Raw genomic sequence first — 21,722 nt, 5'->3', positions numbered from 1 at the left:
CCTGATCGGTTTGTATGCGGCAAAACACTCCTTATGTATACGCCAAGTGAAAATGCCATCCTTCATTTTACTACAATCGGCGTCAGATGTGGGCGGAATCCAGCAAAAGCGGGAGCCTAAATATATATGTAACCTTTTCCGGCCATGCAGGATCTAATATATGAAACTATGAACTGGAAGAGAGATGCATACGGATGGCGTATATCATGAGAACGGTGGAGAATAATAAACGCGAAAAAAAGTATATCCCCGAACTTGAGTTTACGATACCGGTGCCGTAATGTTATAGGATAGCGAAAGGGGTGCGGGTGATGACCTTGGAAGAAGTGATGCGCAAGCTGGAAGCGTTGGGTTCGCAGCAGACCAAGCGGACCTTTATCCGTCACGGAGCGACAGAGCCCCTATACGGTGTGAAGATTGGCGACCTGAAAAAGCTGGTTAAAGATGTGAAGAAGGATCAAAATCTTGCACGGGCTCTATACGACACCGGAAATAGCGATGCCATGTATTTGGCAGGTCTGTCCGTCAATCCGAGAACGATGACGAAAGAAACGCTTCAAGACTGGGCGAACAAGGCCAACTGGTCGATGCACACAGAAACTACGGTAGCCGGAGTAGCCGCAGAGAGCCCTTTTGCTCTGGAGCTGGCAAGGGAATGGATGGATTCAAGCGATGAGCTGATTGCCACCTGCGGCTGGAGCACATACGGCAACTACATATCAATCACCCCGGACGAACAATTGGATATCGATGAAATACGCCGTCTGCTGCGCCAAATCGAGACAACGATTCATACGGAAAGAAACCGTGTGCGCTATAAAATGAATGCTTTTGTTATTGCAACAGGCGCCTATATCCGGGAATTGCATGACGAGGCGATACGGGTTGCCGATGCCATCGGGAAGGTGCACGTCAACGTGGGGCCTACCGCATGTAAAGTGCCCGAGGCGAGAGCCTATATCGAAAAGATTGATGCGCGCGGGAAGATCGGCGTGAAGAAAAAGACTTGTATTTGTTGAAGAGCCAAGCGGAACCAGGATGAAGGCCTGCCGAGCGGCGGAATACGCAGGAAGATTCCCGCAGGCGGCATCATATCTCCTATGATAAAAACCATGATTCCACTTCAGTTTATACATGGCAACAGAGAATGGGCGCCCCAAGCGGGATGCCTTTTTTTGTGCATAAAGACATCTATATTAATTTAAATGCAATATATATTTGACATTATGAGTTGTTTAATATACACTACCATTAAAGTTGCTGAGGGATTCACATTGAGGAGTGGATGAAAAATGAAATGGCTTCAAAGCAAGAATAGACCGGTAGATGAAAGAATAGTAAATATGCGCAACAAAATTTATAAAGAAGCCTACGTATTCGTAGTGCTCATATGTTGTCTGTCCGTAATCGTGAAGTATATCCTCTATGGGCCGAACATAGGCGCTGTCGCAACCGAGCTCATCGTTCTTTTGCTCCCGTCACTGTACTATGGAATCAGATCGGCGTTCTTGGGTCTCTATTCAGACGAAGTGGAGATGCATGATCGAACGAGCAAGCTGCCATTCAGCTTGAAAAATGTTCTTATTGGTTTAGGATTGGGTGTGGCGCTTGCTCTGTTTATTGGAATACGAAGCGCGATCACTTATGGAGATGGCGGTGCGCAATCGTGGTGGTATTTCACGATCGTGTTTGCGGCTTCGTTGATGATATATATCCCGCTTTTCGTCGGCATTATGGCACTTGGGCATGCATTGGCCAATAAGGCCAGCAAAGCGGCCGCCGCAGAAGAGCTGGATGAATAGGAGACATGGATAGAGGCGGGTGAGGTGATTCGGGGATGAAAAATATGAGATTAAAGCTGGCCAGGGTGGAAAAAGATTTGTCGCAGGAAGAATTGGCCCAGCTTGTGGGAGTGTCCAGGCAGACCATAGGATTAATCGAGCTCGGCAAATATAATCCCAGCTTGAGCTTGTGCGTCGCCATTTGCAAGGCGCTCTCGAAGACACTGAATGATTTGTTTTGGGAGGAATAAGCGAGGATAAAGCAATGCCGTTACAGATTGCGCCATGAACAGCGCTTTCCGTAACGGCATTATTTTTTGCGGATGCCCTCTATATAACTCTCTCTCCGTTCGGCTCTCCGTTCGGCGCTTCCGCTTACTCTCCCCTTCGGTCAGTAACAACGATTTCAGCATTGCTCAGACGTTCTTTGGCATGATCGAACGGATGATGAAATAGCGGGAGGGAGCGTCTCCAACTGCAATTATACATTTGAGAGTTTCCTTTTTACGTCTTTCGTCACGCTGGAACGCAAAAGTCAGACTGTTGAAAAAAGCCGTGTTTTTCGGTGCACTAACGCATTAGTATGATACAATATCAGTAATTAATTTGGATGAGAGGCGTGTGGTGATCTTGTTGAATAGCAAGCAGTCCGAAAACAAAGCTCATAATGAAATGGAACTTATTTGCATGGATTTATTGGTACCTCAAGATCATCTGCTACGCCTTATCGATAAATATGTGGATTTCTCTTTTATCAGGGAAAAAGTTCGGCCTTACTATAGCGAAACCAAGGGACGACCGGCCTTAGACCCCGTTGTATTATTTAAAATGATGCTCATCGGATATTTGTACGGCATACGCTCTGAACGTCAATTGGAGCAAGAAATCATTCCGAATGCTGCTTATCGCTGGTTCCTTGGCCTGCGTTTCTCCGATCGCGTCCCCGATCACTCGACGATCAGTTGGAACCGGAATAATCGGTTTAAAGATACGAATCTCTTTCAAGAGATTTTTGATGAAATGGTACATCTGGCGATCAACCATAAGATGGTGGATGGTCGTCTCTTGGTGACCGATTCGACTCATATTCGAGCCAACGCTAACAATAATCGCTACACGATGCAGGTTCTCGAAGAGACCCCTCATGACTATCTAAAAGAATTAGAGAAGGCCATCAACGAGGATCGAGAGAGCCACGGAAAAAAGCCCCTTCCTCCCCGGAAGCCTTCCGGGGAGGAAAAACCACGTAAAGTAAGTCAAACCGATCCCGAGTGCGGACTGATGAAACGAAGCGGTAAACCGGAGGCATTCTGTTATCTCGACCATCGCACCGTCGACCATAAATATAACATTATCACCGATGTCCATGTGACACCTGGCCATGTTAATGACGCTGCCGTCTACGTGGAACGCCTCAAGCGACAAATCCAAACCTTTGCATTTCAATCGACGCTGGAAGCCGTCGCGCTGGATTCGGGGTACATGACGCCTTACATATGCGATCAGACGCTAAAGCTAGAGATCGCTGCGGCTATCGCGGAACGCAATGCTCCAACGCCCCCTGACATTTTTCCGAAGAAACAGTTTATCTACCATGCGGAAGAAAATGGCTACCTGTGTCCTGCAGGAAAAATGCTAATGTATACGACTACCAATCGACAAGGGTATCGGGAATACACGTCAAATGCCCAGGAGTGTGCAAACTGCCCCCTGCTCAATCAGTGTACGAAATCGGCCAACCACCAACGTAAGATCGAACGACATATATGGGAAGAGAGTAAAGAGAAGGTCGCTCAGTACCGGAAAACCCATTCCGGAGAGGCGGCCTATAAGTTGCGTCCTCAAACGATAGAACGAAGCTTTGCAGATGCAAAAGAGCTTCATGGATATCGTCGCTGCAAGTTCCGCGGGAGAGCTAAAACGCAGGAACAAGCTTTCATGACCGCAATAGCCCAGAATGTAAAAAAGATTGCCAGGTACCTGGCCCAAAAGGTCGGAGGTGGGCAGAAGCAAAAGACTCCACCTGTTGTTTTAACCAAATTAAGGAACTTATCGAAACCTTTAGCTCTAAATTCTGCCGCTTAAACCGATTTTTCAACAGTCTGAAAAGTGCAGTACATTTTCGTATTATCGCATAAATAATGGTAATTCCTTCGTTTTGAGATGCACAATTGCAGTTCAAACGCCGAAAATGGCGTTATGCTGCAAAAACAACTGCATATTTGCAGTTCGCAAGCTCCTACTCATAAGCACGAGACTTGCAGTTCGCCGGCTCCTCTCCGGCCTTGTCCCCGTCCATAAGCACAGTCTCGAACGGGGACCACAGCCCAGGCGAACTGGACATAGCGGCTCGGCCGTTTCCAAGTTCGCTATCCCTTGTTTTCCCATATCAATACTCCAAATGTTCTTTATCATCGATTCGTTTGCGGAATACATAATAGCTCCAAATTTGATAGCCCAATACGAATGGGAGAATCGTCAGGGAAATATACGTCATCACTTTTAACGAATACGCGCCGGAAGCCGCATTGACAATCGTCAAGTGAAAGTCGGGGCTAAGCGAGCTGACCATCACCCGCGGGAACAAGCCGATGAACATGCTGCATACGGACAGGATGATGACCGTGCCTGTCATGGCGAATGCCCAACCGTCACGTTTTCTCTGGATGAACAGACCCGCCATGACGAGCGCCGCCCCGGCCAGAATCGGCAGGCCGATCCACTGCAGTCCATGCACGGTATAAATGTCGGTGCTGAAATAGGTCATGACGGCAAACAGGAGCAGGACGGCCGCAACGGCGGGACCCATGTCGCGCGCCGCCTTCCGTGCCCGATTCCGCAGCTCTCCGTTGGTGCGCAGCGTAATGAACACGAGGCCGTGCAGGATGCACAGCAGGACGACAGCCACCCCTCCGGCGAGCGCATAGCCGTTCAGCAGGTCGAATATGCTGCCGACCATTTCCTTATTGCTGTCGATCGGCACGCCGCGGATGAGATTCGCGAACACGACTCCGAACAGGAAAGGCGGGAGCAAGCTGCCGATGAAAATGGCGGCGTCCCATGTTCTTTTCCATGCGCCGTGATCCATTTTCCCTCTGAATTCAAAGGCTACGCCACGGGCGATAAGCGCCAGCAGCAGCACGACAAACGGAATGTAAAAGCCGCTAAACAAAGTGGCATACCATTCCGGAAAAGCGGCGAACATGGCACCGCCGGCCGTAATTAGCCATACTTCATTCGCATCCCAATAAGGGCCGATTGTATTGATGAGGATACGGCGCTCTTGGTCGCTTTTGCCGAGAAACCGCGCGACAATGCCTACGCCGAAATCAAACCCTTCAAGGAAGAAAAAACCGACAAACAGAACAGCAACGAGAATAAACCAGAACTCATTTAGCGAGAGCATGCGCTTCCTCCTTGTCAAACGGATCGTACAAAATGGATGCTTCGGCCTCTTCTGCCTCCCCGTCTTTGCGAATCACTTTGACGAACAGACACGCATCGATGATGGCCAGAATCGCATAAATGCTTGTGAAGGCAATGAGCGAAAAGAGCAGCTCGCCCGCGGTCACGGTAGGCGATATCGCGTCTTCGGTTCGCATCACCCCGAACACGACCCAAGGCTGGCGCCCCATCTCCGCCATTAGCCATCCCGCCGAGTTGGCCAAAAACGGGAATGCAATCGCGCCGACCATCAGCTTCAAAAACCAGGGCCGCTGCTCAAGCTTCCGTCTGCGGGCCAGCACGAGGCCGTAGATGCCAAGCAAACACATGAGGCCGCCGGCTATAACCATGGTGCGGAAGCTCCAGAAGGTCATTTTTACCGAAGGAATATAATTCCCGGGCCCGTATTTTTGTTCGTATTGCGCTTGAATCTGGTTCATCCCATCCAGACTGCCGCTGAGCTTGTTGAACGACAAAATGCTCAGCATATACGGAATTTTGATTTCGGCTGAATTTTCTTTTTTCTCCGTATCGATATTGGCATAGAGGGTGAACGGCGCAGGATCCTCGCTCGTGTTCCACAATGCTTCAGCGGCAGCCATCTTCATGGGCTGCGATGCAAGGAGATGCTGGCTCTGCTGATGTCCGATTACGGCAACGAGCAGAGCGGATATGATGGCGACCGTAATCGATACATGGAACGACTTTTGGAACATTTCCGGATTATGCCGCTTCAGCAGCTTCCATGCGCTGACCCCGGCCATGAAGAACGCGCCGGTGGCGAAGGCGGCGAACAAGGTGTGCGGGAATTGCAGCCACAGCTGCGGATTGGTGATGATGGCGAAGAAATCGCTCATCTCCGCCCTTCCGTTCTGGAATACATAACCGACAGGCGCATGCATGAAGGAATTGGCCGTTAAGATCCAAAAGGCCGACAAAACGGTGCCAATCGATACAAGCCAAATGCATGCCAGATGAACGCGCTTCGATAAGCGGTCCCACCCGAACACCCACAAACCAATAAACGTAGACTCCATAAAAAAGGCGAGCAACCCTTCAATCGCCAGCGAAGGTCCAAACACATCGCCAACGAAGCGGGAATAATTCGACCAGTTCATGCCGAACTGGAACTCCTGCAAGATGCCGGTAACGACACCAACCGCAAAATTGATCAGAAACAATTTGCTCCAAAACTTAGCGGACTGCTTATATATCTCTTTGCCTTTCAGAACGTAGAGCGTCTCCAATATCGCGATTAAAAACGCCAATCCAATCGTCATCGGAACGAAGATGTAATGGAATAGCGTAGTGGATGCAAATTGGATGCGTGCGAGAATAACCTGATCCATAATGGCCTCCTTTAGCTGAGTACGATTCTGCGTGTTTTACGGCCTGCGGCGCTTTCACCATGTGAATAGGTTCACGTAAAAGATGGCTGATGATGCGCCGCTTATACATCGTATGAACGTAACTTTACGTAACTTTAACCGTCATTTTTCATTACATTGCCTAGGCGTTATTCGGCACGATACTGCCGTTAGACCGAATTTTGACATAGCGAATCGCTTTAGAATTATCATAGAGCAGACTGGATTACGTGTCGCCATCCATTTCTTTAGAGGCAGATCATCCATGTTCAACACACTGACACATAGTTGACAAGGTTTCGATGAAATCAGTTTGCTCCGTATGATTTAGTGAGATGTTATACTTAAATCGTGTGATAAAAATCACAGACTAAGCAAAACAAGAGGTGGATTCTGATGTGGCAACCGGATCGCTCCAGCAAACAACCGCTATATCAGCAGATTGCCGCATATATGGAGCGTAGAATATTTTACGGGGAGTTTCCGCCAGGGAGCATCCTCCCTTCGGAGCGTAAATTCGCCGAGCAAATAAACGTAAATCGGAGTACCGTCGTTCAAGCCTACGAAGAATTGCGCGCTTCGGGAATGATTGAAAGCATGGTTGGAAGCGGTACGCGGGTAAGCAAATATAAATGGGGGGCTGCTCCCAAGCAAACACCGGATTGGCTTCAGTATTTGGAGGGCGGCACCGTCATGCGGCCGAACCAATCTTACTTGCGGGCCATCCGCGAAGAGCTCGACTCGGGACGTCGGCTCATCGACTTCGCAAGCGGGGAGTTGTCTCCCGACTTATCTCCCAATGAAGCCATTCGGCTCCTCTTGAGCGAGCATCCGTTGCATGAGGATTTGGGCTACGACAATCCGCAGGGCTACGTTCCCCTCCGGCAGGCGTTGGCCTCTTATTTGCAGCAGTATCGCGGCATACGGGCAACGGAATCCTCGATCCTTGTCACTTCGGGATCCCATCAGTCGCTATACTTGATTACCCAGCGTCTGTTAAGTCCGGGCGATGCCGTGGCGATTGAAGATCCGTCTTATTACTATTCATTGCCGATGTTCCATTCGGCAGGCCTCCGTTTGTTCCGTCTGCCCGTCGACGAGAAGGGTGTCTGTCCCGAGGGGATTCTATCGTTGTACCGGGAACATAACATACGGATGATTTTTGTGAATCCGAATTATCACAATCCGACCGGCCGCGTGCTTGATCCGTCACGCCGGGAGCGGCTGCTCGATATTTGCGGTCATTTGGGAATTCCCGTAGTGGAGGATGATCCGTTCAGCTTGACTTCGTTCGCGGGCACCCCGCCGCCCTCGCTCAAATCGATCGATGCCAACAGCACCGTGCTCTATATCGGTTCGCTCTCCAAAATAGTGGCTTCGGGCTTGCGCATCGGGTGGATGGTCGCTCCGCAATCCGTTGTGAACCGGCTCACGGACGAGAGGCAGCAGATGGATTTCGGCCTTAGTGTGCTGCCGCAGCGCATTGCGGCGCAATTGTTGTCATCGGCCCATTTTGACCGGCATTTGCTCCGGCTGCGGCAGGAGCTGTCGCACAAGCGGAATCTGCTGATTGACGCCTTGCAGCGCGAGCTGCCTGGCGAGGTGTCCTATACGCTGCCGCAAGGCGGATTGCATCTTTGGTGCAAAATCAAGCGTCCCGTCGACGATGGCAGACTGCTGGAGGAAGGCATGAAGCGGGGAGTCGTCTTTGTTCCGGGAAGCGTGTACGGCTCGGAATCGGGCTATGTCCGGTTGACGTATGCGCGTACGCTGCCTGATGAGATCGGTCCTGGCATATCCAAATTCGCGCAAGCGTTGCGCGCTGCAATTAGATAAATGGTTCGTTTGGTTCGTTGAAAGCTTATGAGTCAGTTCATATGACTCCATAGGCTTTTTTAGTAGTACGCTGCCGGAGCAAGCATCCACTAACGCGCCGGGAAGACGAATTCCGTTGCAGTGGTAATTCTGGCAGGGAATGCTCCTTTGGTCTCTCTCCTCATATACAGAGAAAAAGCGGCGATAGGCAGCTTCGTGTCCTCGGTGTCTCTTGTTTCATTGGAATTTATCCAATGTTTTGCCGGATCCACTGTACAAAATCCAGTCTATTCGCCTTCTAACCGCCCATCCCGTAAATTCGGCTGAATATTTCCAATAGCATGGACGTTTCAAAATTTCGCTGAATGTTGGACACACAAAAGGTCCTAGCTGGCCGGAACGGAAGCCGCCAATGCGATGCTGTCCAACCTCAGGGGAGATGCGGGCATGGCAAGCCTGGGGCCGGTAGTAGGAGTGGCGAAGGTCTTCCGGGGGAATTAAGCCGGGAGGAATACTTGAAGCAGTATGGTCATCGGGGTCTCCATGAGTTCGAGCTGTGCATTCTTCATCCCGAGGAGGATGCCAATTGACTGGAAAAATAGATCGAGGAATACAAGAAGTCCGATTCGAAGGTGGAAGGGCTTCTGGCGAAGCAGCATGCGCAATACGAAGCGGCGTGGGAGAGCTTGCCGGGATGGGGGACGATCTGTTTTTTCTCTCTCTATCGGGGCTCCTCTATCCCATGCCGCCATCTTAGCCAGAGAGCTCGCGATTCCAGCTGTCGTAGGCTCGGCAATGCCACAACAAGGCTGAAAACGGGAGACAGGGTAATCGTGGACGGCGGACATGGGATTGAGCAGTTCTTAGAGCAGTCATTTCCCCCGTCACAACGGCTTGGGCGTTCCCTTGTATTTGACGACAGGCCATTTCTGTTTGCGGAGTGACTGCATGAGTTCGGGGCTCGCATGGAGGTGTTCACGCACGAGTTCGTGAGGGGTGAGCGCCATCCACTGATTCAGCGACACATCGGCGAAGCGGTCGCTCTGGAACATCTCCAGAAACCACAGGCTTTGATCCCCGGTGTTCTGGATGTAGTGACCGAAGGCGAACGGAACATATCCTACATCCCCAGCCCTGAAGTCGAACGTCCGGGCTTCGCCCTCCGCCGCGAATGCCGTCATGCGTCCAGTGCCGGACAGGTAGTATTGCCACTCGTCGTTATTCGGATGCCAATGCATCTCCCGCATGCCGCCCGGCAGAACCTCGACCAACGCTGCCGCGATGCGGGTCGAAACCGGAAAATTCGACGAATCGACAATACGCACCGATCCGCCAGATGTCTTGATTGGAGTTTGGGCGAGCATGCGGTAAGTGAAGGATAGCGGCACCGTTCCATTGGGATCCGGCACTTTCTGGCTATCCAGCGGGCCGGGCACGGTGGATTGGAAAATGTACCGTTGTTCCGTCGGAATCCCCTCAAAGGCGCTTTCAGGCACGCCAAAATTGGATGCCAGCACGTCCTTAGGCGTATGGGCGAACCAATCGGTGATGGAGAACGTGTCGATATCCGAGAAGCTGCCATCATCGAAGACGAGCAGAAATTCGCAGCCTTCCTCCAATCCTTGAATCGAGTGCGGAATCCCCGGCGGAAAATACCACAGGTCTCCCGGTCCGACATCGGCAATGAAGTTCCGCCCGTTCTGATCGACCGCGGTGATGCGTGCCCGGCCCAGCAGCATGAACGCCCACTCCGCTTGCTTGTGCCAATGCAGCTCCCGCACGCCTCCCGGCGTCAGCCGCATGTTCACCCCTGCAAGGGTCGTTGCGATCGGCAGTTCCCTGACTGTCACTTCCCGTGACCAGCCGCCATGATTCAGCTGCATGTGAGTATCGGAGAACGAGAATTTCAAGTTAGGAACCGTTCCGGCATCGGTGACCGGCGGCACCAGCAGATCGGGGTTCTCCAAGTCACGCATGATATCGCGCGGGCCGAGATCGGTTGCGCCTGCCCCGTCTTTTCTGATGGGCTGCGGCACATTTGCGGTTGCAGGTTGCTGCAGAGGGAGGTTATCCATGATGTAACACGCTCCTTTGCCTCAATATCATTCTTGGGATGAGGGTCAATATTTTATTTTAATAAGGTATGAAGCGTTTTGCGGGCGTATGCCGGGTGTCGAAGTCGAATGATCACTTCAAGAGCAAGGAGGAACTGCTGCTGGCCGTCATCTAATTCTAGGCCGATATGTATGAAGCCCGGCTGTTCGCCGAATTGTTGCCGTTATTGACGAAGTTGTTCGCTCAGGGAGACAAGAAACAAGAATTCCGGCGGGATGTCAGTGCCGATGCGGCATCATCAACGTTAGATCACGCTGCCTAGCGCCTGTGACATGCAGGAACCTTAGTTGCTGACCGAAGGGAGAGTGAGCGGAAGAACTTCGAACTGCATTTATACAGTTGTTTTTGCGAAAAAACGCCCTTCTCGGCGTTTGAACAGCAAATGTGCAGTTTAAAGATATGCAATTTCTATTATTTAGTAGATATTACGAAAGTGAACTGTACTATTGCAGGCCAGCGTGACGAAGGACGAAAAAGAGGGGCGTTCAAATGTATAGTTGCAGTTGGATTCGCTTCCCAATCCTGGTCTTCGGCCACACCGTAGAGAAACCTGGCGATGCTGCGATCGCCAGGTTTCTCCAGCGGATGCCCTCTGCCTATTTAATGCGTTTTCAACCTTAGAGGGTTCCGTCAGTCTGATGCTTCAGTGATGTCGATTCTGTGGGGATAGAAAGACAAGGTATACACGATTACGGAGCCTTTCCTGCAAGATCCTCGTGTGAGCGCAGTTCCGTTCGCTCATCAATTTCCCGTCTTTCGATCGCGGGAAACAGCACAGCTGTTGATTGAGCTGAGCAGCCCGGCGGACTGAATCCGATAATGTCTCGTGAAGCCTTGGCTGCGTCTGTGCTATCATGGAAGCAACAAAAGTTGCTCTTACAAAATACGAGGTGTCGTTATGAATAAAACAATCGGCATATTCGCCCATGTGGATGCCGGTAAAACGACTTTGGCCGAACAGCTGCTATACCATACCCGAAGCATTCGGAGCCGGGGGCGGGTCGATGACAAGGATGCTTTCCTGGATGGCCATGATATCGAGAAGGAACGCGGCATCACGATCTTTGCGGATCAAGCCGTGATGACCTATAAGGATAGTACCTATACCTTGATCGATACGCCGGGGCACGTCGATTTTTCCTCAGAGATGGAGCGGGCCGTTCAAGTGATGGATTATGCCATCGTCGTCATCAGTGCGGTCGAAGGCGTACAGGGCCACACGGAGACAGTCTGGCAGCTGTTAAGCAAGCACAGGGTGCCGGCGTTTTTCTTTATTAATAAAACAGATCGGGTGGGCGCAGATGCGCAGCGGGTGATCGAGGACATCCGCTTGAATCTCACCCCGGATGTTTTTGATGTGGCGTCAATGGGGAAGGATGGCGGCATGAGTGAAGAGCTGATCGCTTTCATTGCCGAACGGGATGACCGGCTGCTTGAGCTTTATATGGACGATGCATATGACCGGGATGTCTGGCTGCAGGCAATGAAGGTCATGCTGAAGGAACACAAGCTGTTTCCTTGCGCAAGCGGATCCGCGCTGCAGGATATCGGCATTGCGGAATTTCTGGAACAGCTGGACATGTGGACGGTGACCGAATACACGAGCCAGGGCGCATTTGCAGGCCGGGTCTATAAAGTCCGCCATGACGAGAACGGAACCCGTGTCACTTATATAAAAGCGTTAAGCGGAGCGCTGCAGGTAAGAGAGGAGATTAGCTATGGCGCTGGAGCGGACCGGATCACGGAGAAAGTCACGTCCATTCGAGTGTACAACGGTCATAAGCATCAAAATGTGGAGCGTGCCGAGGCAGGACAGCTGTTTGCAGTAACCGGGGTATCGGCAGCTTCAACGGGTGACGGGCTGGGCGCTTTGCAGGAACAGGCCGTGTACGATATCGTTCCTACCTTGACGTCGAAAGTGATCTATCCGCCCTCGCTTCATGCTAAAGAGGTGCTAAGATGCTTTCGCCTCTTGGATATCGAAGACCCTTCGCTTCACGTCTTATGGGATGAGCATGTGCAGGAAATTCATATCCATGTGATGGGCGCCATTCAGCTTGAGGTGCTGGAGCAAGTGGTCAAGGATCGGTTCCAGATGGATGTGGCGTTCGGGCCTCCTGAAATTTTATATAAGGAAACGATAGCTGCCGCGGTTTCCGGCTGCGGACATTTCGAACCGTTGGGACATTATGCCGAAGTGCACGTGAAGCTGGAGCCCGCCCCACGCAACAGCGGGATCTTGTTCCAGAATGCATGCCATCCTGACGTGCTGACGGTCAATTATCAGCATGTTATCGAGCAGCATCTGCTGGAACGGGGTCATCACGGGCTGCTGACCGGATCGCCGATCACGGACCTCCGCATTACGCTGCTGAAGGGCCGGGCGCACAACAAGCATACAAGCGGCGGGGATTTTCGGGAAGCAACGTATCGGGCGCTTCGGCAAGGGCTGGAGAAAGCAGACAACATACTGCTCGAACCCTATTACGATGTGAAGATTAAAGTTGATGCTGACGATATGGGCAGAGTGCTGACAGATATTCAGAAGGCGCATGGCCGGTTCGATCCCCCAGAGTTCGCCGGCGGCAAAGCCGTTATTACGGGCAAAGTGCCGGTAGCTGCATTTATGAATTACAGCGCGGAGCTTGCTTCATTTACACAGGGCAAAGGGACGATCCAACTGATGTTCGGCGGTTACGGCGAATGCCATAATCGAGAAGAGGTTATGGCTAAGAAAGCATACAACAAAGATGCCGATCCGTCGTATACGTCGTCGTCCATGTTTTGTTCGAAGGGACAAGCGTACAGTGTCCCGTGGGATGAGGCCGAGCAGCATATGCACGTTTGATGCAACAGGAAGTGCGATCTTTTCCGATGAAAAGAAGATAGGCCATCCTTCCGGGATGGCCTTCACCGTTTGAGCAAGTGCTACGCTTTCTGTTCGAACAGCTTGATGATTTCAATGACGACGTCTGTCGCTTTCACCATATTGTCGACCGAGACATACTCGAATTTGCCGTGATAATTCTCGCCGCCCGTGAAAATATTCGGCGTTGGCAGTCCCATATAGGAGAGCTGCGACCCGTCCGTGCCGCCCCGAATCGGTTTGATGCTCGGTTTGATGCCCACATTTTTCATCGCCTGATAAGCCGTGTCGACAATTTCTTTGACCGGTTCGATTTTTTCCTTCATGTTGTAATATTGATCGCTCATCTCCAGGGTGATGTTCTCCTGTCCATACGTTGCCTGCAGATCCTTAACGATGCTCTCGACATTGCTTTTTCTGGCGTTGAAGCTGTCCCTGTCAAAGTCTCTTATAATGTAACGCAGCTTGGCCAGCTCTACGTCGCCATTGATGGAGATGAGATGATAGAAGCCTTCGTATCCTTCCGTCTTTTCCGGAGCTTCTTCCGCTGGCAGTCTTCCGTTCAGCTCCATGGCGATTTTGGCGGCGTTCACCATTTTGCCCTTCGCCGTTCCGGGATGAACGTTCTTCCCTTTTATCGTAATCTTCGCTTGGGCGGCGTTAAAGCTCTCGTACTCCAGCTCGCCGAGCGGTCCGCCATCCACGGTATATGCATACCGGGCGTCGAAGGCAGCCACGTCGAAGCGGTGCGGGCCTCTTCCGATCTCCTCGTCCGGCGTAAACGCAACCCTTACTTTGCCATGCTTGATGTCCGGGTGGCGGATGAGATGCGCCATCGCCGTCATGATTTCGGCAATGCCGGCTTTGTTATCCGCTCCGAGCAGTGTCGTTCCATCTGTCGTGATGAGCGTATGGCCCTTGTAGTTAACCAATTCCGGAAAGTCTTGCGGCGACAGCACGACATTCAGCGCTTTGTTCAACACAATATCGTTACCGTCATAGCTTTCTACCATTTGCGGATTGACGCCTGCGCCGGTAAAGTCAGCCGCCGTATCCATATGGGCCAAAAATCCGATCGTCGGCACTTCTTTCTCCGTATTAGAGGGAAGGGTGGCCATAACGTAGCCGTTTTCGTCCATCGACACGTCCTTCATGCCGATTTCTTTCAGCTCGTTAACAAGCATCCGGCCCAGCTCAAGCTGTCCCGGCGTGGATGGGCAAGTATCGCTGTCGTCATTGGATTGCGTATCCACTTTTACATAGGTCGTAAATCTTTGAATGATTTCGCTTTTCAATGTATCGTCACCCCAAACTCGTATTTATATATATCCTCATTTTACCACGAATGATGCGCCATTACTCTCAGCTTCCGAACTTCACATATTATGAACGGGCAGGGGAATGCTATGAATATGTAATGAATTCAATAATAACTAGGAGGGATGTCGGCATGGCAAGAAGAAGCCGGCGGAAGCTGCTCGTTACGGGGGCGGAACAAGGAGTCAACGCATTCAAGGCCGAAGTGATGCGGCGCGAGGGGTTCGCGGTCAACCCGAATCGTCCGGATGATGTCAAGTACGAAGTGGCGAAGACGCTGGGAGTGCCCTTGCAGCCGGGCGACAATGGAAATCTGTCCACAGAGTCGGCCGGTCGCGTAGGCGGCCGGATTGGCGGCACGATGGTTCGCGAAATGATCCGCCTCGCGCAGGAAAATTTGGCGAAGCAGCCGAATAAGTAAGGGACGGTCTGCGGAGGAATATATCATCAAGGGTGACTGCATCGATGCAGTCACCTTTTTTTAGGTGATAAAGGTCCATTCCCCGAAGTTCATATTCAGTTCATAAAACATTGGTAAGTTAACGACAGAGAGTCATGATAGAAGGCCGAACAATAAGAAGAATCGGCTATAGCATGAAGAACATAGGGGGAGGAAAAATAGATGATAGCAGCCAAGGAAGAAAAAATGTCGGGGAATTGGCGGCAGTTTGTCCGTCTTATACAACAGACCAATCCGTCGAAGCTACTGCTTATCATTGCGCTCTGCATGAGCGTAGCCACGACAGGAGTAGGGTTCGTCGTGCCGCTGTTCACGAAAAATCTGGTCGACGGCTTCTCGATGGAATCCTTGAACAGGTGGCAAATCGGCATGCTGGTCATTGCCTTCGTCGTACAAGCGGCTGCAAGCGGCCTGTCCATTTACTTGTTGAACCGGGTGGGGCACAGGGTTGTCGCGAACTTGCGCGATCAACTGTGGAACAAGCTGCTCCGCCTGCCCATTTCTTATTATGACAAGCACGACACTGGCGAAACGCTCAGCAGGGTAACGAACGATACGGCGGTTGTGAAGGAGTTGATTACCGAGCACTTGGCGGGCTGCCTGACAGGGGTCATCTCGATTATCGGGTCTATTACGATACTGTTATTTCTGGATTGGCAGATGACATTGGTTATGCTGCTGGCCGTGCCGCTCGCGATGCTCGTGTTGATGCTGCTCGGGAAGAAGATGTTCGCCATCTCGAAAGGGATGCAGGATGAAACGGCACGGTTCACCGCCGTACTTAATCAGGTGCTGCCTGAAACCCGGCTCGTCAAGGCCTCCAATGCGGAGCGGATTGAATATGCAAGAGGCAAGTCCGGGATTACAAACTTGTTCCGGTACGGTTTGCGCGAGGCGAAGATTCAGGCAATTATCAGCCCATTGATTTCTTTTATTCTAATGGTCGTGCTGGTCGCGATTATCGGATACGGCGGCGTGCGCGTATCCTCCGGGGCGCTGACGGCTGGAGATATGGTCGCCTTCATTTTATACTTGATCCAAATTATTATGCCCATGACGCAATTAACGATGTTCTTCACCCAATTGCAGAAAGCAATGGGCGCAACGGAGCGCATCATTACCGTGCTTGACCATGAGGAAGAAGATTTGCATGCAGGCAAGCAGTTGACAGAAGTGAATCAACCGATAGTCTTGGAGCAGGTTGAGTTTGCTTATGAGGACGAGAAGATTTTGTCGAAAATGAATTTCACGGTCGAGCCCGGCAAAGTAACGGCTATCGTCGGTCCGAGCGGCGGCGGCAAAACGACGCTGTTTTCGCTCTTGGAACGTTACTACACTCCGACCAGCGGCGTCATTAAGCTGGGGAATACACCGATTGATGAGTATTCACTGCAATCTTGGCGCAGTCAGATCGGCTATGTTGCACAGGAAAGCGCGTTGATGTCCGGTACTATCCGCGATAATATCGTATATGGTACCGAGAGAAACGTAACGGAGGAAGAGTTGGAGCGGGCAGCGCAGATGGCTTATGCGGATCAATTCATATCGGAGCTTCCGGATCAATACGACACGGAGGTCGGGGAGCGGGGCATCAAGCTATCGGGAGGACAACGGCAACGTATTGCAATTGCACGCGCGCTGCTGCGCGACCCGCAAATCCTAATGCTGGACGAGGCCACGTCCAGTCTCGACAGCAAATCGGAAATTTCCGTGCAGAAGGCGCTCGATAATCTAATGGCGGGAAGAACGACGCTGGTCATTGCGCATCGTCTCTCGACCGTCGTCGATGCCGACAACATATTGTTCGTGGAGAAAGGGCGCATTACCGGAAGCGGCACGCATGAGCAGCTATACCAGACCCATGGTATGTACCGGGAATTCGCTGCGCAGCAATTACGCATTCAAGAACTAGTATGAAAGGGAATTATGCGATGGCAAACCTATTGATAGTGGATGACAATGCGCATATTCGCGAGCTTGTGCAGGTCTGTCTGCGCAATGAAGGGTTTCACGTGCTTGAAGCGGCGGACGGTGTCGAGGCACTGTCCTTGCTCGAATCGGCCAAGATCGATATGGTCATTATGGATATTATGATGCCGAATATGGACGGATGGGAGTTGTGCCGCGAGGTGCGCAGCTATCATGAGGATATGCCGATCCTTATGTTAACAGCCAAGGGGGAGACGGCACAGAAGGTGCGAGGCTTCCAACTCGGCACGGACGATTATCTCGTCAAGCCCTTCGATCCCCCTGAACTGGTTGCGAGAGTGAAATCGTTATTGAAACGGTATCGCATCTTGGTATCGCAAACGGTCGAAGTCGGCACTGTGTTCATGAATCGCGGCACGCATGAGCTGCGCTGCGACGGCGAGCCCATGACCTTGCCATTGAAAGAATTCGAGCTGTTGTACAAGCTGGCGAGCTATCCGCACAAAACATTTTCCAGAGAGCAATTGATTGAAGAGATATGGGGATATGACTACGAAGGCGATGAACGCACTGTCGATGTGCATATTAAGCGGCTGCGCGAGCGGTTCCCGGAAGAGCGGCACGGCTTCAAAATCCGCACCATTCGCGGCCTCGGGTACCGATTGGAGATCGGTTCATGAAGAAGGGAATAGCCATTCTAAAAATAGTATCCGGTATTTTCCTTGCTGTGGCTGTCGTAACGATGGGGAGCTGGATAGCATTCTATGGCACCGATGCGCTCTATAAGTATATTGGCGCATATCCTCACAGCTTCGTTGCCTTATGGATCAATGTGCTGATCGTCTTTTTTGTTTTTGGATGCACGATGTATCTTATCTCGTTCATTGTAGGCAAGAAGCATTATAAAGTATGGGATATCATCGTAGAGGCTTTGCGGAAAATCGCCAGGGGAGATTTCACTGTCAATCTGGACATCCGCTCCAATGAAAATGACCCGCTTGGCAAAATTGTAAGCACCATTAACCAGATGGCGGTTGAGCTTGGGGAAATAGAACAAATGAGACAAGACTTCATCTCCAACGTGTCCCATGAAATTCAATCTCCGCTTACTTCGATTCATGGGTTTGCCAATGTGCTGAAAAGGGACGACTTGACGCCTGAAGAACGGCAGCATTATGTCGCCATCATTGAGATGGAAAGCAATCGTTTATCCAAAATCAGCGAAAATTTGTTAAAGCTCACTTCCTTGGAGTCGCAGCATCATCCGTTCGAACCAACACGCTATCGGCTGGATAAGCAGCTGCGCAACGCCGTGTTGGCGTGTGAACCGGCTTGGCTGGAGAAGGACCTGGAGATGGAGCTTGAATGCGAAGCGGTCACCGTCACGGCCGATGAAGATTTAATGAGCCAAGTGTGGAATAATCTCATCACGAACAGCGTGAAGTTCACGCCGAATGGCGGAACGATTCGGATACAAGCATATGCGCGGAACGGGAATGCATTCGTGACTATATCGGACACAGGGATCGGAATGAGCGAAGAGCATAGGAAGCGTATGTTCGAGCGGTTTTACAAAGCGGACAAATCGAGAAGCTCCGAAAAAGGCGGCAGCGGCTTGGGGTTGTCCATCGTCAAAAAAATTGTGGATATGCATGAGGGAAGCATTGCGGTACAAAGTAACCTGAATGCAGGAACCTCAATCGAAGTTGTGTTGCCGTTTGACATGAAACCAAAAGGTGTCATATAATACGAAACGAAACCAAAAGGTGTCATAAAGATGAGGAGGCTTCATTATGGACCACAACTCGAAACATACATTGCCTGACATTCGCCAGACGCTGGTGCTGAATGCACCGATTCAGAAGGTATGGGATGCGGTCGCCACATCGGAGGGAATTGCCGCATGGTTCATGCCTAATAATTTTCAACCTATAGAGGGGTATGAATTCGAATTGAATGCTGGCCCATTCGGCATGTCTCCGTGCAAAGTGACGGAAATCGATCCGCCCAACCGCTTGTCCTTCAATTGGGGGAAAGATTGGACTCTTACGTTCGAACTGGTCGATCTGGACGGAAAAACAGAGTTTACCCTAATCCATGCGGGCTGGGATGCCGACAAGGTTACCGAATTCGGACAATCCCATGCCACGGTGCGCGACCGGATGAATCAGGGCTGGACAGGGCTGCAGCAATCGCTCGCCGCCTATGTCGAGGGATGAAATGACGGCTCCATTACCGAAGCATGATGTGTTCCAGGCTATCGCCGATCCGACACGCCGCCAACTGCTGGAGCTGCTGGGCGAGCAGGAGATGCCTGTCACCGTTATCAGCGGCCACTTTCCGATGAGCCGGACGGCCGTGTCCAAGCATTTGCGCATCTTGGCGGATGCGGGACTCGTCAAGGGCCGGAAGGTCGGCCGGGAGACGCGATACAGCCTTGACCCGGAACCGCTGCTTGAATTGAAGCGATGGCTCGCTTACTACGAGCGATACTGGGACAATAAATTGTCCATGCTCAAGCATCTGGTGGAAGCGGACGAACCAATCGGTGCAGCCGCATTTCCCCCGCTTGCGGTCATTGACCGGGAGACAACGGATTAAAGGGATAGGCCAGGAGGGGAGGGGGGCATCTGGCCTCTCTCGTCCGTGTATCGCAGTCACGATTAATCCATCGAGATTGCAATCCTGTCGCCGTGGTTTAACGCCAACCTCAAGGCTTAACGGCGATGGCATATGCATGAAAGGATAAGAGGGTAGAATGCAACCGTTTACAGCAACCGTTATTGAAATTATTAAGGGAATACCGGAAGGAAAAGTAATGACGTATGGGCAAATCGCGCGCTTGGCCGGAAGCCCGCGAGCGGCAAGACAAGTCGTCAGAATTCTTCATTCCATGAGCGGAAAATATCGTCTGCCGTGGCATCGGGTCATCAATTCATTAGGCGAGATTGCGATCAAGGACGATGAGTCGAAATCGTTGCAGCAGTTGTTCCTTCAGGGAGAGGGGATAGAAATAGGCGAAGATAACCGCGTAAATTTAGAACGTTATCAATTTCATCCGTAATCTAGGCTTGACCGTCTTTCCTCTGTCCTCGATTGGATTCTGCAAATCGGGAAGCTGCCATTTTGCGGAGAAAGTATAAGGGTTGCAATTCGTTATCTGGTAGTATAAACTTGGAAATCAAATGTGCATGGAAGGTGGGAGGAGTATGTTCATGACCGGAATCAAGCAGAGCTCTGATCCGATCGTTCATATTCCTTTTTTTCGACACTAAAGCAGTCAATGCTTTAGTGTTTTTTATTTTATTGGGAGGTGTGGCATAGAGATGAGGTACAAAAGGGTTCTCATTAAGCTTAGCGGCGGGGCCGTTGCGGGGGGCGGCGAATTCGGGTTCGATCCGGAGAGGCTGGAGCATATTGCGAACGAGATCTTGTCCGTCGTGAGCATGGGGGTCGAAGTGGCCATCGTCATCGGAGGAGGCAATATCTTCCGCGGCAACATGGGCGAAGCTTGGGGCATCGAACGGGCCGAGGCCGACAATATCGGGACATTGGCGACGGTTATTAACAGCTTGATGCTCAGAGGCGTGTTGAAATCGAAGACGAAGACAGAGGTGCGGGTAATGACTGCCATTCCGGTCACGTCCGTGGCCGAGCCCTATATCCGCTTAAAGGCCATTCACCATCTGGAGAAAGGGTATATCGTCATCTTCGCGGGCGGGAACGGCCAACCGTTCGTGACGACCGATTATCCTTCGGTACAGAGGGCCATTGAAGTGAACTGCGAGGCGATACTCGTTGCCAAGCAAGGGGTGGACGGCGTGTACAATCAGGACCCGAAGCGCAACAAGGATGCGCAGCGGTACGCCTCGCTGCATTATAACGACGTGATTCAACATGATTTGCATGTCATGGACCAGTCCGCATTCATTCTCGCCAGAGATTACAACATTCCGATTCACGTGTTCAACTTCGATAAGCCCGGCTGCATGACTGAAATTATGAATGGCAAGGACACGGGCACAATCATCAGCGGTGATTCTGAACTGAGACTTAGCTAAGTGAACATAATGAACCCCCTGCATCCGCTTGTTGTGCAGGGGGCGAACCCCCTGCCGTAAAGAGGAAAACGTACTCGTTTCCCTGTACATCATCAATGGAGGATGAGGGCAAGGCCGGATACAGCCCTGAATTTCGCCGTCTACCGATCGTTATACACACGAACCGCCAACTTAGGGTAAGCTTGCGCTATTTCATTCGCGCGCTTCGTTAATACGCCATAATCGAACCGGGAACAGCTTGTAAATATATCCATTTGATTATTGGTGAAGTATCTTCTCTCAATGAAATGTGTAATTGCTAGAGTTCATGTCAAGGATTCCATTAATAGAATATGGAGAATAAGCATTGCAATACCCGGTCCGGGTAAGCAAGTGCGATGTGAAGATGGCGGGATACTTGCTTGAAGCATACGGGGGAGCGAATGGTCCGCTGTCTCAAGCCTTGTGCTATTTGAATCAGCGTTATACGATGCCGCCTACCCGCATTGTTAAGGATGTCTTGCTGTACACCGGTTAGGGAAGCAGGTGAAAAAAGCCGACTTCTCCTGTAATCCAGGAAAAATCGGC

General features: G+C 51.2%; 20 protein-coding genes and 1 pseudogene. 17 read left to right on the top strand and 4 right to left on the bottom strand.

What is annotated here, in order from left to right:
* The first annotated feature begins 311 nt into the window (after positions 1–311).
* From JSQ80_RS10295 to JSQ80_RS10280, 4 genes and pseudogenes are all read left to right on the top strand, one after another.
* Entirely contained in the window at positions 312–1,019 is a 708-nt protein-coding gene (locus tag JSQ80_RS10295; RefSeq protein ID WP_206095246.1) for a DNA alkylation repair protein, read from the top strand.
* A gap of 273 nt (positions 1,020–1,292) precedes the next feature.
* Entirely contained in the window at positions 1,293–1,802 is a 510-nt protein-coding gene (locus JSQ80_RS10290) for a DUF6773 family protein (RefSeq protein ID WP_087434764.1), read from the top strand.
* Between the two features lie 35 nt (positions 1,803–1,837).
* A complete protein-coding gene (locus JSQ80_RS10285; protein WP_087434763.1) occupies positions 1,838–2,032 on the top strand; it encodes a helix-turn-helix transcriptional regulator in 195 nt (64 codons plus the stop codon).
* Between the two features lie 379 nt (positions 2,033–2,411).
* Positions 2,412–3,773, top strand: a pseudogene (locus JSQ80_RS10280) (IS1182 family transposase); the annotation flags it as partial.
* 397 nt (positions 3,774–4,170) lie between these two features.
* Here the strand turns inward: JSQ80_RS10280 and cydB are convergent.
* On the bottom strand, positions 4,171–5,187 hold the full coding sequence (gene cydB, locus JSQ80_RS10275; protein WP_206095245.1) for a cytochrome d ubiquinol oxidase subunit II: 1,017 nt from the start codon (positions 5,185–5,187) through the stop codon (positions 4,171–4,173).
* Positions 5,171–6,574 carry a cytochrome ubiquinol oxidase subunit I gene (locus JSQ80_RS10270; RefSeq protein ID WP_206095244.1) on the bottom strand — a complete coding sequence of 468 codons (1,404 nt, stop codon included), beginning with the start codon at positions 6,572–6,574 and terminating at the stop codon, positions 5,171–5,173. Before JSQ80_RS10270 ends, cydB begins: the two co-directional genes overlap by 17 nt.
* A gap of 414 nt (positions 6,575–6,988) precedes the next feature.
* On the opposite strand from JSQ80_RS10270, the gene pdxR reads away from it, so the two are divergent.
* The 3 genes from pdxR to JSQ80_RS29975 all read left to right on the top strand — a co-directional run bounded on the left by pdxR (position 6,989) and on the right by JSQ80_RS29975 (position 9,220).
* Entirely contained in the window at positions 6,989–8,428 is a 1,440-nt protein-coding gene (gene pdxR, locus JSQ80_RS10265) for a MocR-like pyridoxine biosynthesis transcription factor PdxR (protein ID WP_206095243.1), read from the top strand.
* A gap of 565 nt (positions 8,429–8,993) precedes the next feature.
* A complete protein-coding gene (locus JSQ80_RS10260; RefSeq protein WP_240463615.1) occupies positions 8,994–9,164 on the top strand; it encodes a hypothetical protein in 171 nt (56 codons plus the stop codon).
* Positions 9,131–9,220: a PEP-utilizing enzyme gene (locus tag JSQ80_RS29975; RefSeq protein ID WP_418888899.1), complete on the top strand. Its 90-nt coding sequence runs from the start codon at positions 9,131–9,133 to the stop codon at positions 9,218–9,220. Before JSQ80_RS10260 ends, JSQ80_RS29975 begins: the two co-directional genes overlap by 34 nt.
* Positions 9,221–9,291: 71 nt before the next feature.
* On the opposite strand, the gene JSQ80_RS10255 is transcribed toward JSQ80_RS29975, so the two are convergent.
* Positions 9,292–10,482 (bottom strand): oxalate decarboxylase family bicupin, encoded by a 1,191-nt coding sequence (locus JSQ80_RS10255; protein ID WP_206095241.1) that lies wholly within the window; start codon positions 10,480–10,482, stop codon positions 9,292–9,294.
* A 938-nt stretch (positions 10,483–11,420) separates the two neighbouring features.
* On the opposite strand from JSQ80_RS10255, the gene JSQ80_RS10250 reads away from it, so the two are divergent.
* On the top strand, positions 11,421–13,370 hold the full coding sequence (locus JSQ80_RS10250) for a GTP-binding protein (RefSeq protein ID WP_206095240.1): 1,950 nt from the start codon (positions 11,421–11,423) through the stop codon (positions 13,368–13,370).
* An 80-nt stretch (positions 13,371–13,450) separates the two neighbouring features.
* On the opposite strand, the gene pepT is transcribed toward JSQ80_RS10250, so the two are convergent.
* Positions 13,451–14,683: a peptidase T gene (pepT, locus tag JSQ80_RS10245; protein ID WP_206095239.1), complete on the bottom strand. Its 1,233-nt coding sequence runs from the start codon at positions 14,681–14,683 to the stop codon at positions 13,451–13,453.
* A gap of 155 nt (positions 14,684–14,838) precedes the next feature.
* Here pepT and JSQ80_RS10240 point away from each other — a divergent pair, with 155 nt between their 5' ends.
* The 9 genes from JSQ80_RS10240 to JSQ80_RS29485 all read left to right on the top strand — a co-directional run bounded on the left by JSQ80_RS10240 (position 14,839) and on the right by JSQ80_RS29485 (position 21,672).
* Positions 14,839–15,126, top strand: coding sequence for an alpha/beta-type small acid-soluble spore protein (locus tag JSQ80_RS10240; protein WP_087434756.1), 288 nt, complete (start codon positions 14,839–14,841; stop codon positions 15,124–15,126).
* A gap of 201 nt (positions 15,127–15,327) precedes the next feature.
* Positions 15,328–17,082, top strand: coding sequence for an ABC transporter ATP-binding protein (locus JSQ80_RS10235; protein WP_240463614.1), 1,755 nt, complete (start codon positions 15,328–15,330; stop codon positions 17,080–17,082).
* A 14-nt stretch (positions 17,083–17,096) separates the two neighbouring features.
* Positions 17,097–17,774: a response regulator transcription factor gene (locus tag JSQ80_RS10230; RefSeq protein ID WP_206095238.1), complete on the top strand. Its 678-nt coding sequence runs from the start codon at positions 17,097–17,099 to the stop codon at positions 17,772–17,774.
* Entirely contained in the window at positions 17,771–18,841 is a 1,071-nt protein-coding gene (locus JSQ80_RS10225) for a HAMP domain-containing sensor histidine kinase (protein ID WP_206095237.1), read from the top strand. The genes JSQ80_RS10230 and JSQ80_RS10225 overlap by 4 nt, the downstream gene beginning before the upstream one ends.
* 46 nt (positions 18,842–18,887) lie before the next feature.
* A complete protein-coding gene (locus JSQ80_RS10220) occupies positions 18,888–19,313 on the top strand; it encodes an SRPBCC family protein (protein ID WP_206095236.1) in 426 nt (141 codons plus the stop codon).
* A gap of 1 nt (position 19,314) precedes the next feature.
* Positions 19,315–19,695, top strand: coding sequence for an ArsR/SmtB family transcription factor (locus tag JSQ80_RS10215; RefSeq protein ID WP_087434752.1), 381 nt, complete (start codon positions 19,315–19,317; stop codon positions 19,693–19,695).
* A gap of 157 nt (positions 19,696–19,852) precedes the next feature.
* Positions 19,853–20,158, top strand: coding sequence for an MGMT family protein (locus JSQ80_RS10210; protein WP_206095235.1), 306 nt, complete (start codon positions 19,853–19,855; stop codon positions 20,156–20,158).
* A gap of 262 nt (positions 20,159–20,420) precedes the next feature.
* A complete protein-coding gene (pyrH, locus tag JSQ80_RS10205; protein WP_087434750.1) occupies positions 20,421–21,155 on the top strand; it encodes a UMP kinase in 735 nt (244 codons plus the stop codon).
* A gap of 346 nt (positions 21,156–21,501) precedes the next feature.
* A complete protein-coding gene (locus JSQ80_RS29485; RefSeq protein WP_272491107.1) occupies positions 21,502–21,672 on the top strand; it encodes a manganese catalase family protein in 171 nt (56 codons plus the stop codon).
* Positions 21,673–21,722 lie beyond the last annotated feature (50 nt).

Source organism: Paenibacillus apiarius (genome assembly GCF_017052585.1).
Classification (GTDB): domain Bacteria; phylum Bacillota; class Bacilli; order Paenibacillales; family Paenibacillaceae; genus Paenibacillus_B; species Paenibacillus_B apiarius.
Note: the sequence above shows the minus strand (reverse complement) of the source record. Positions and strands in the feature narration are given on the sequence as shown.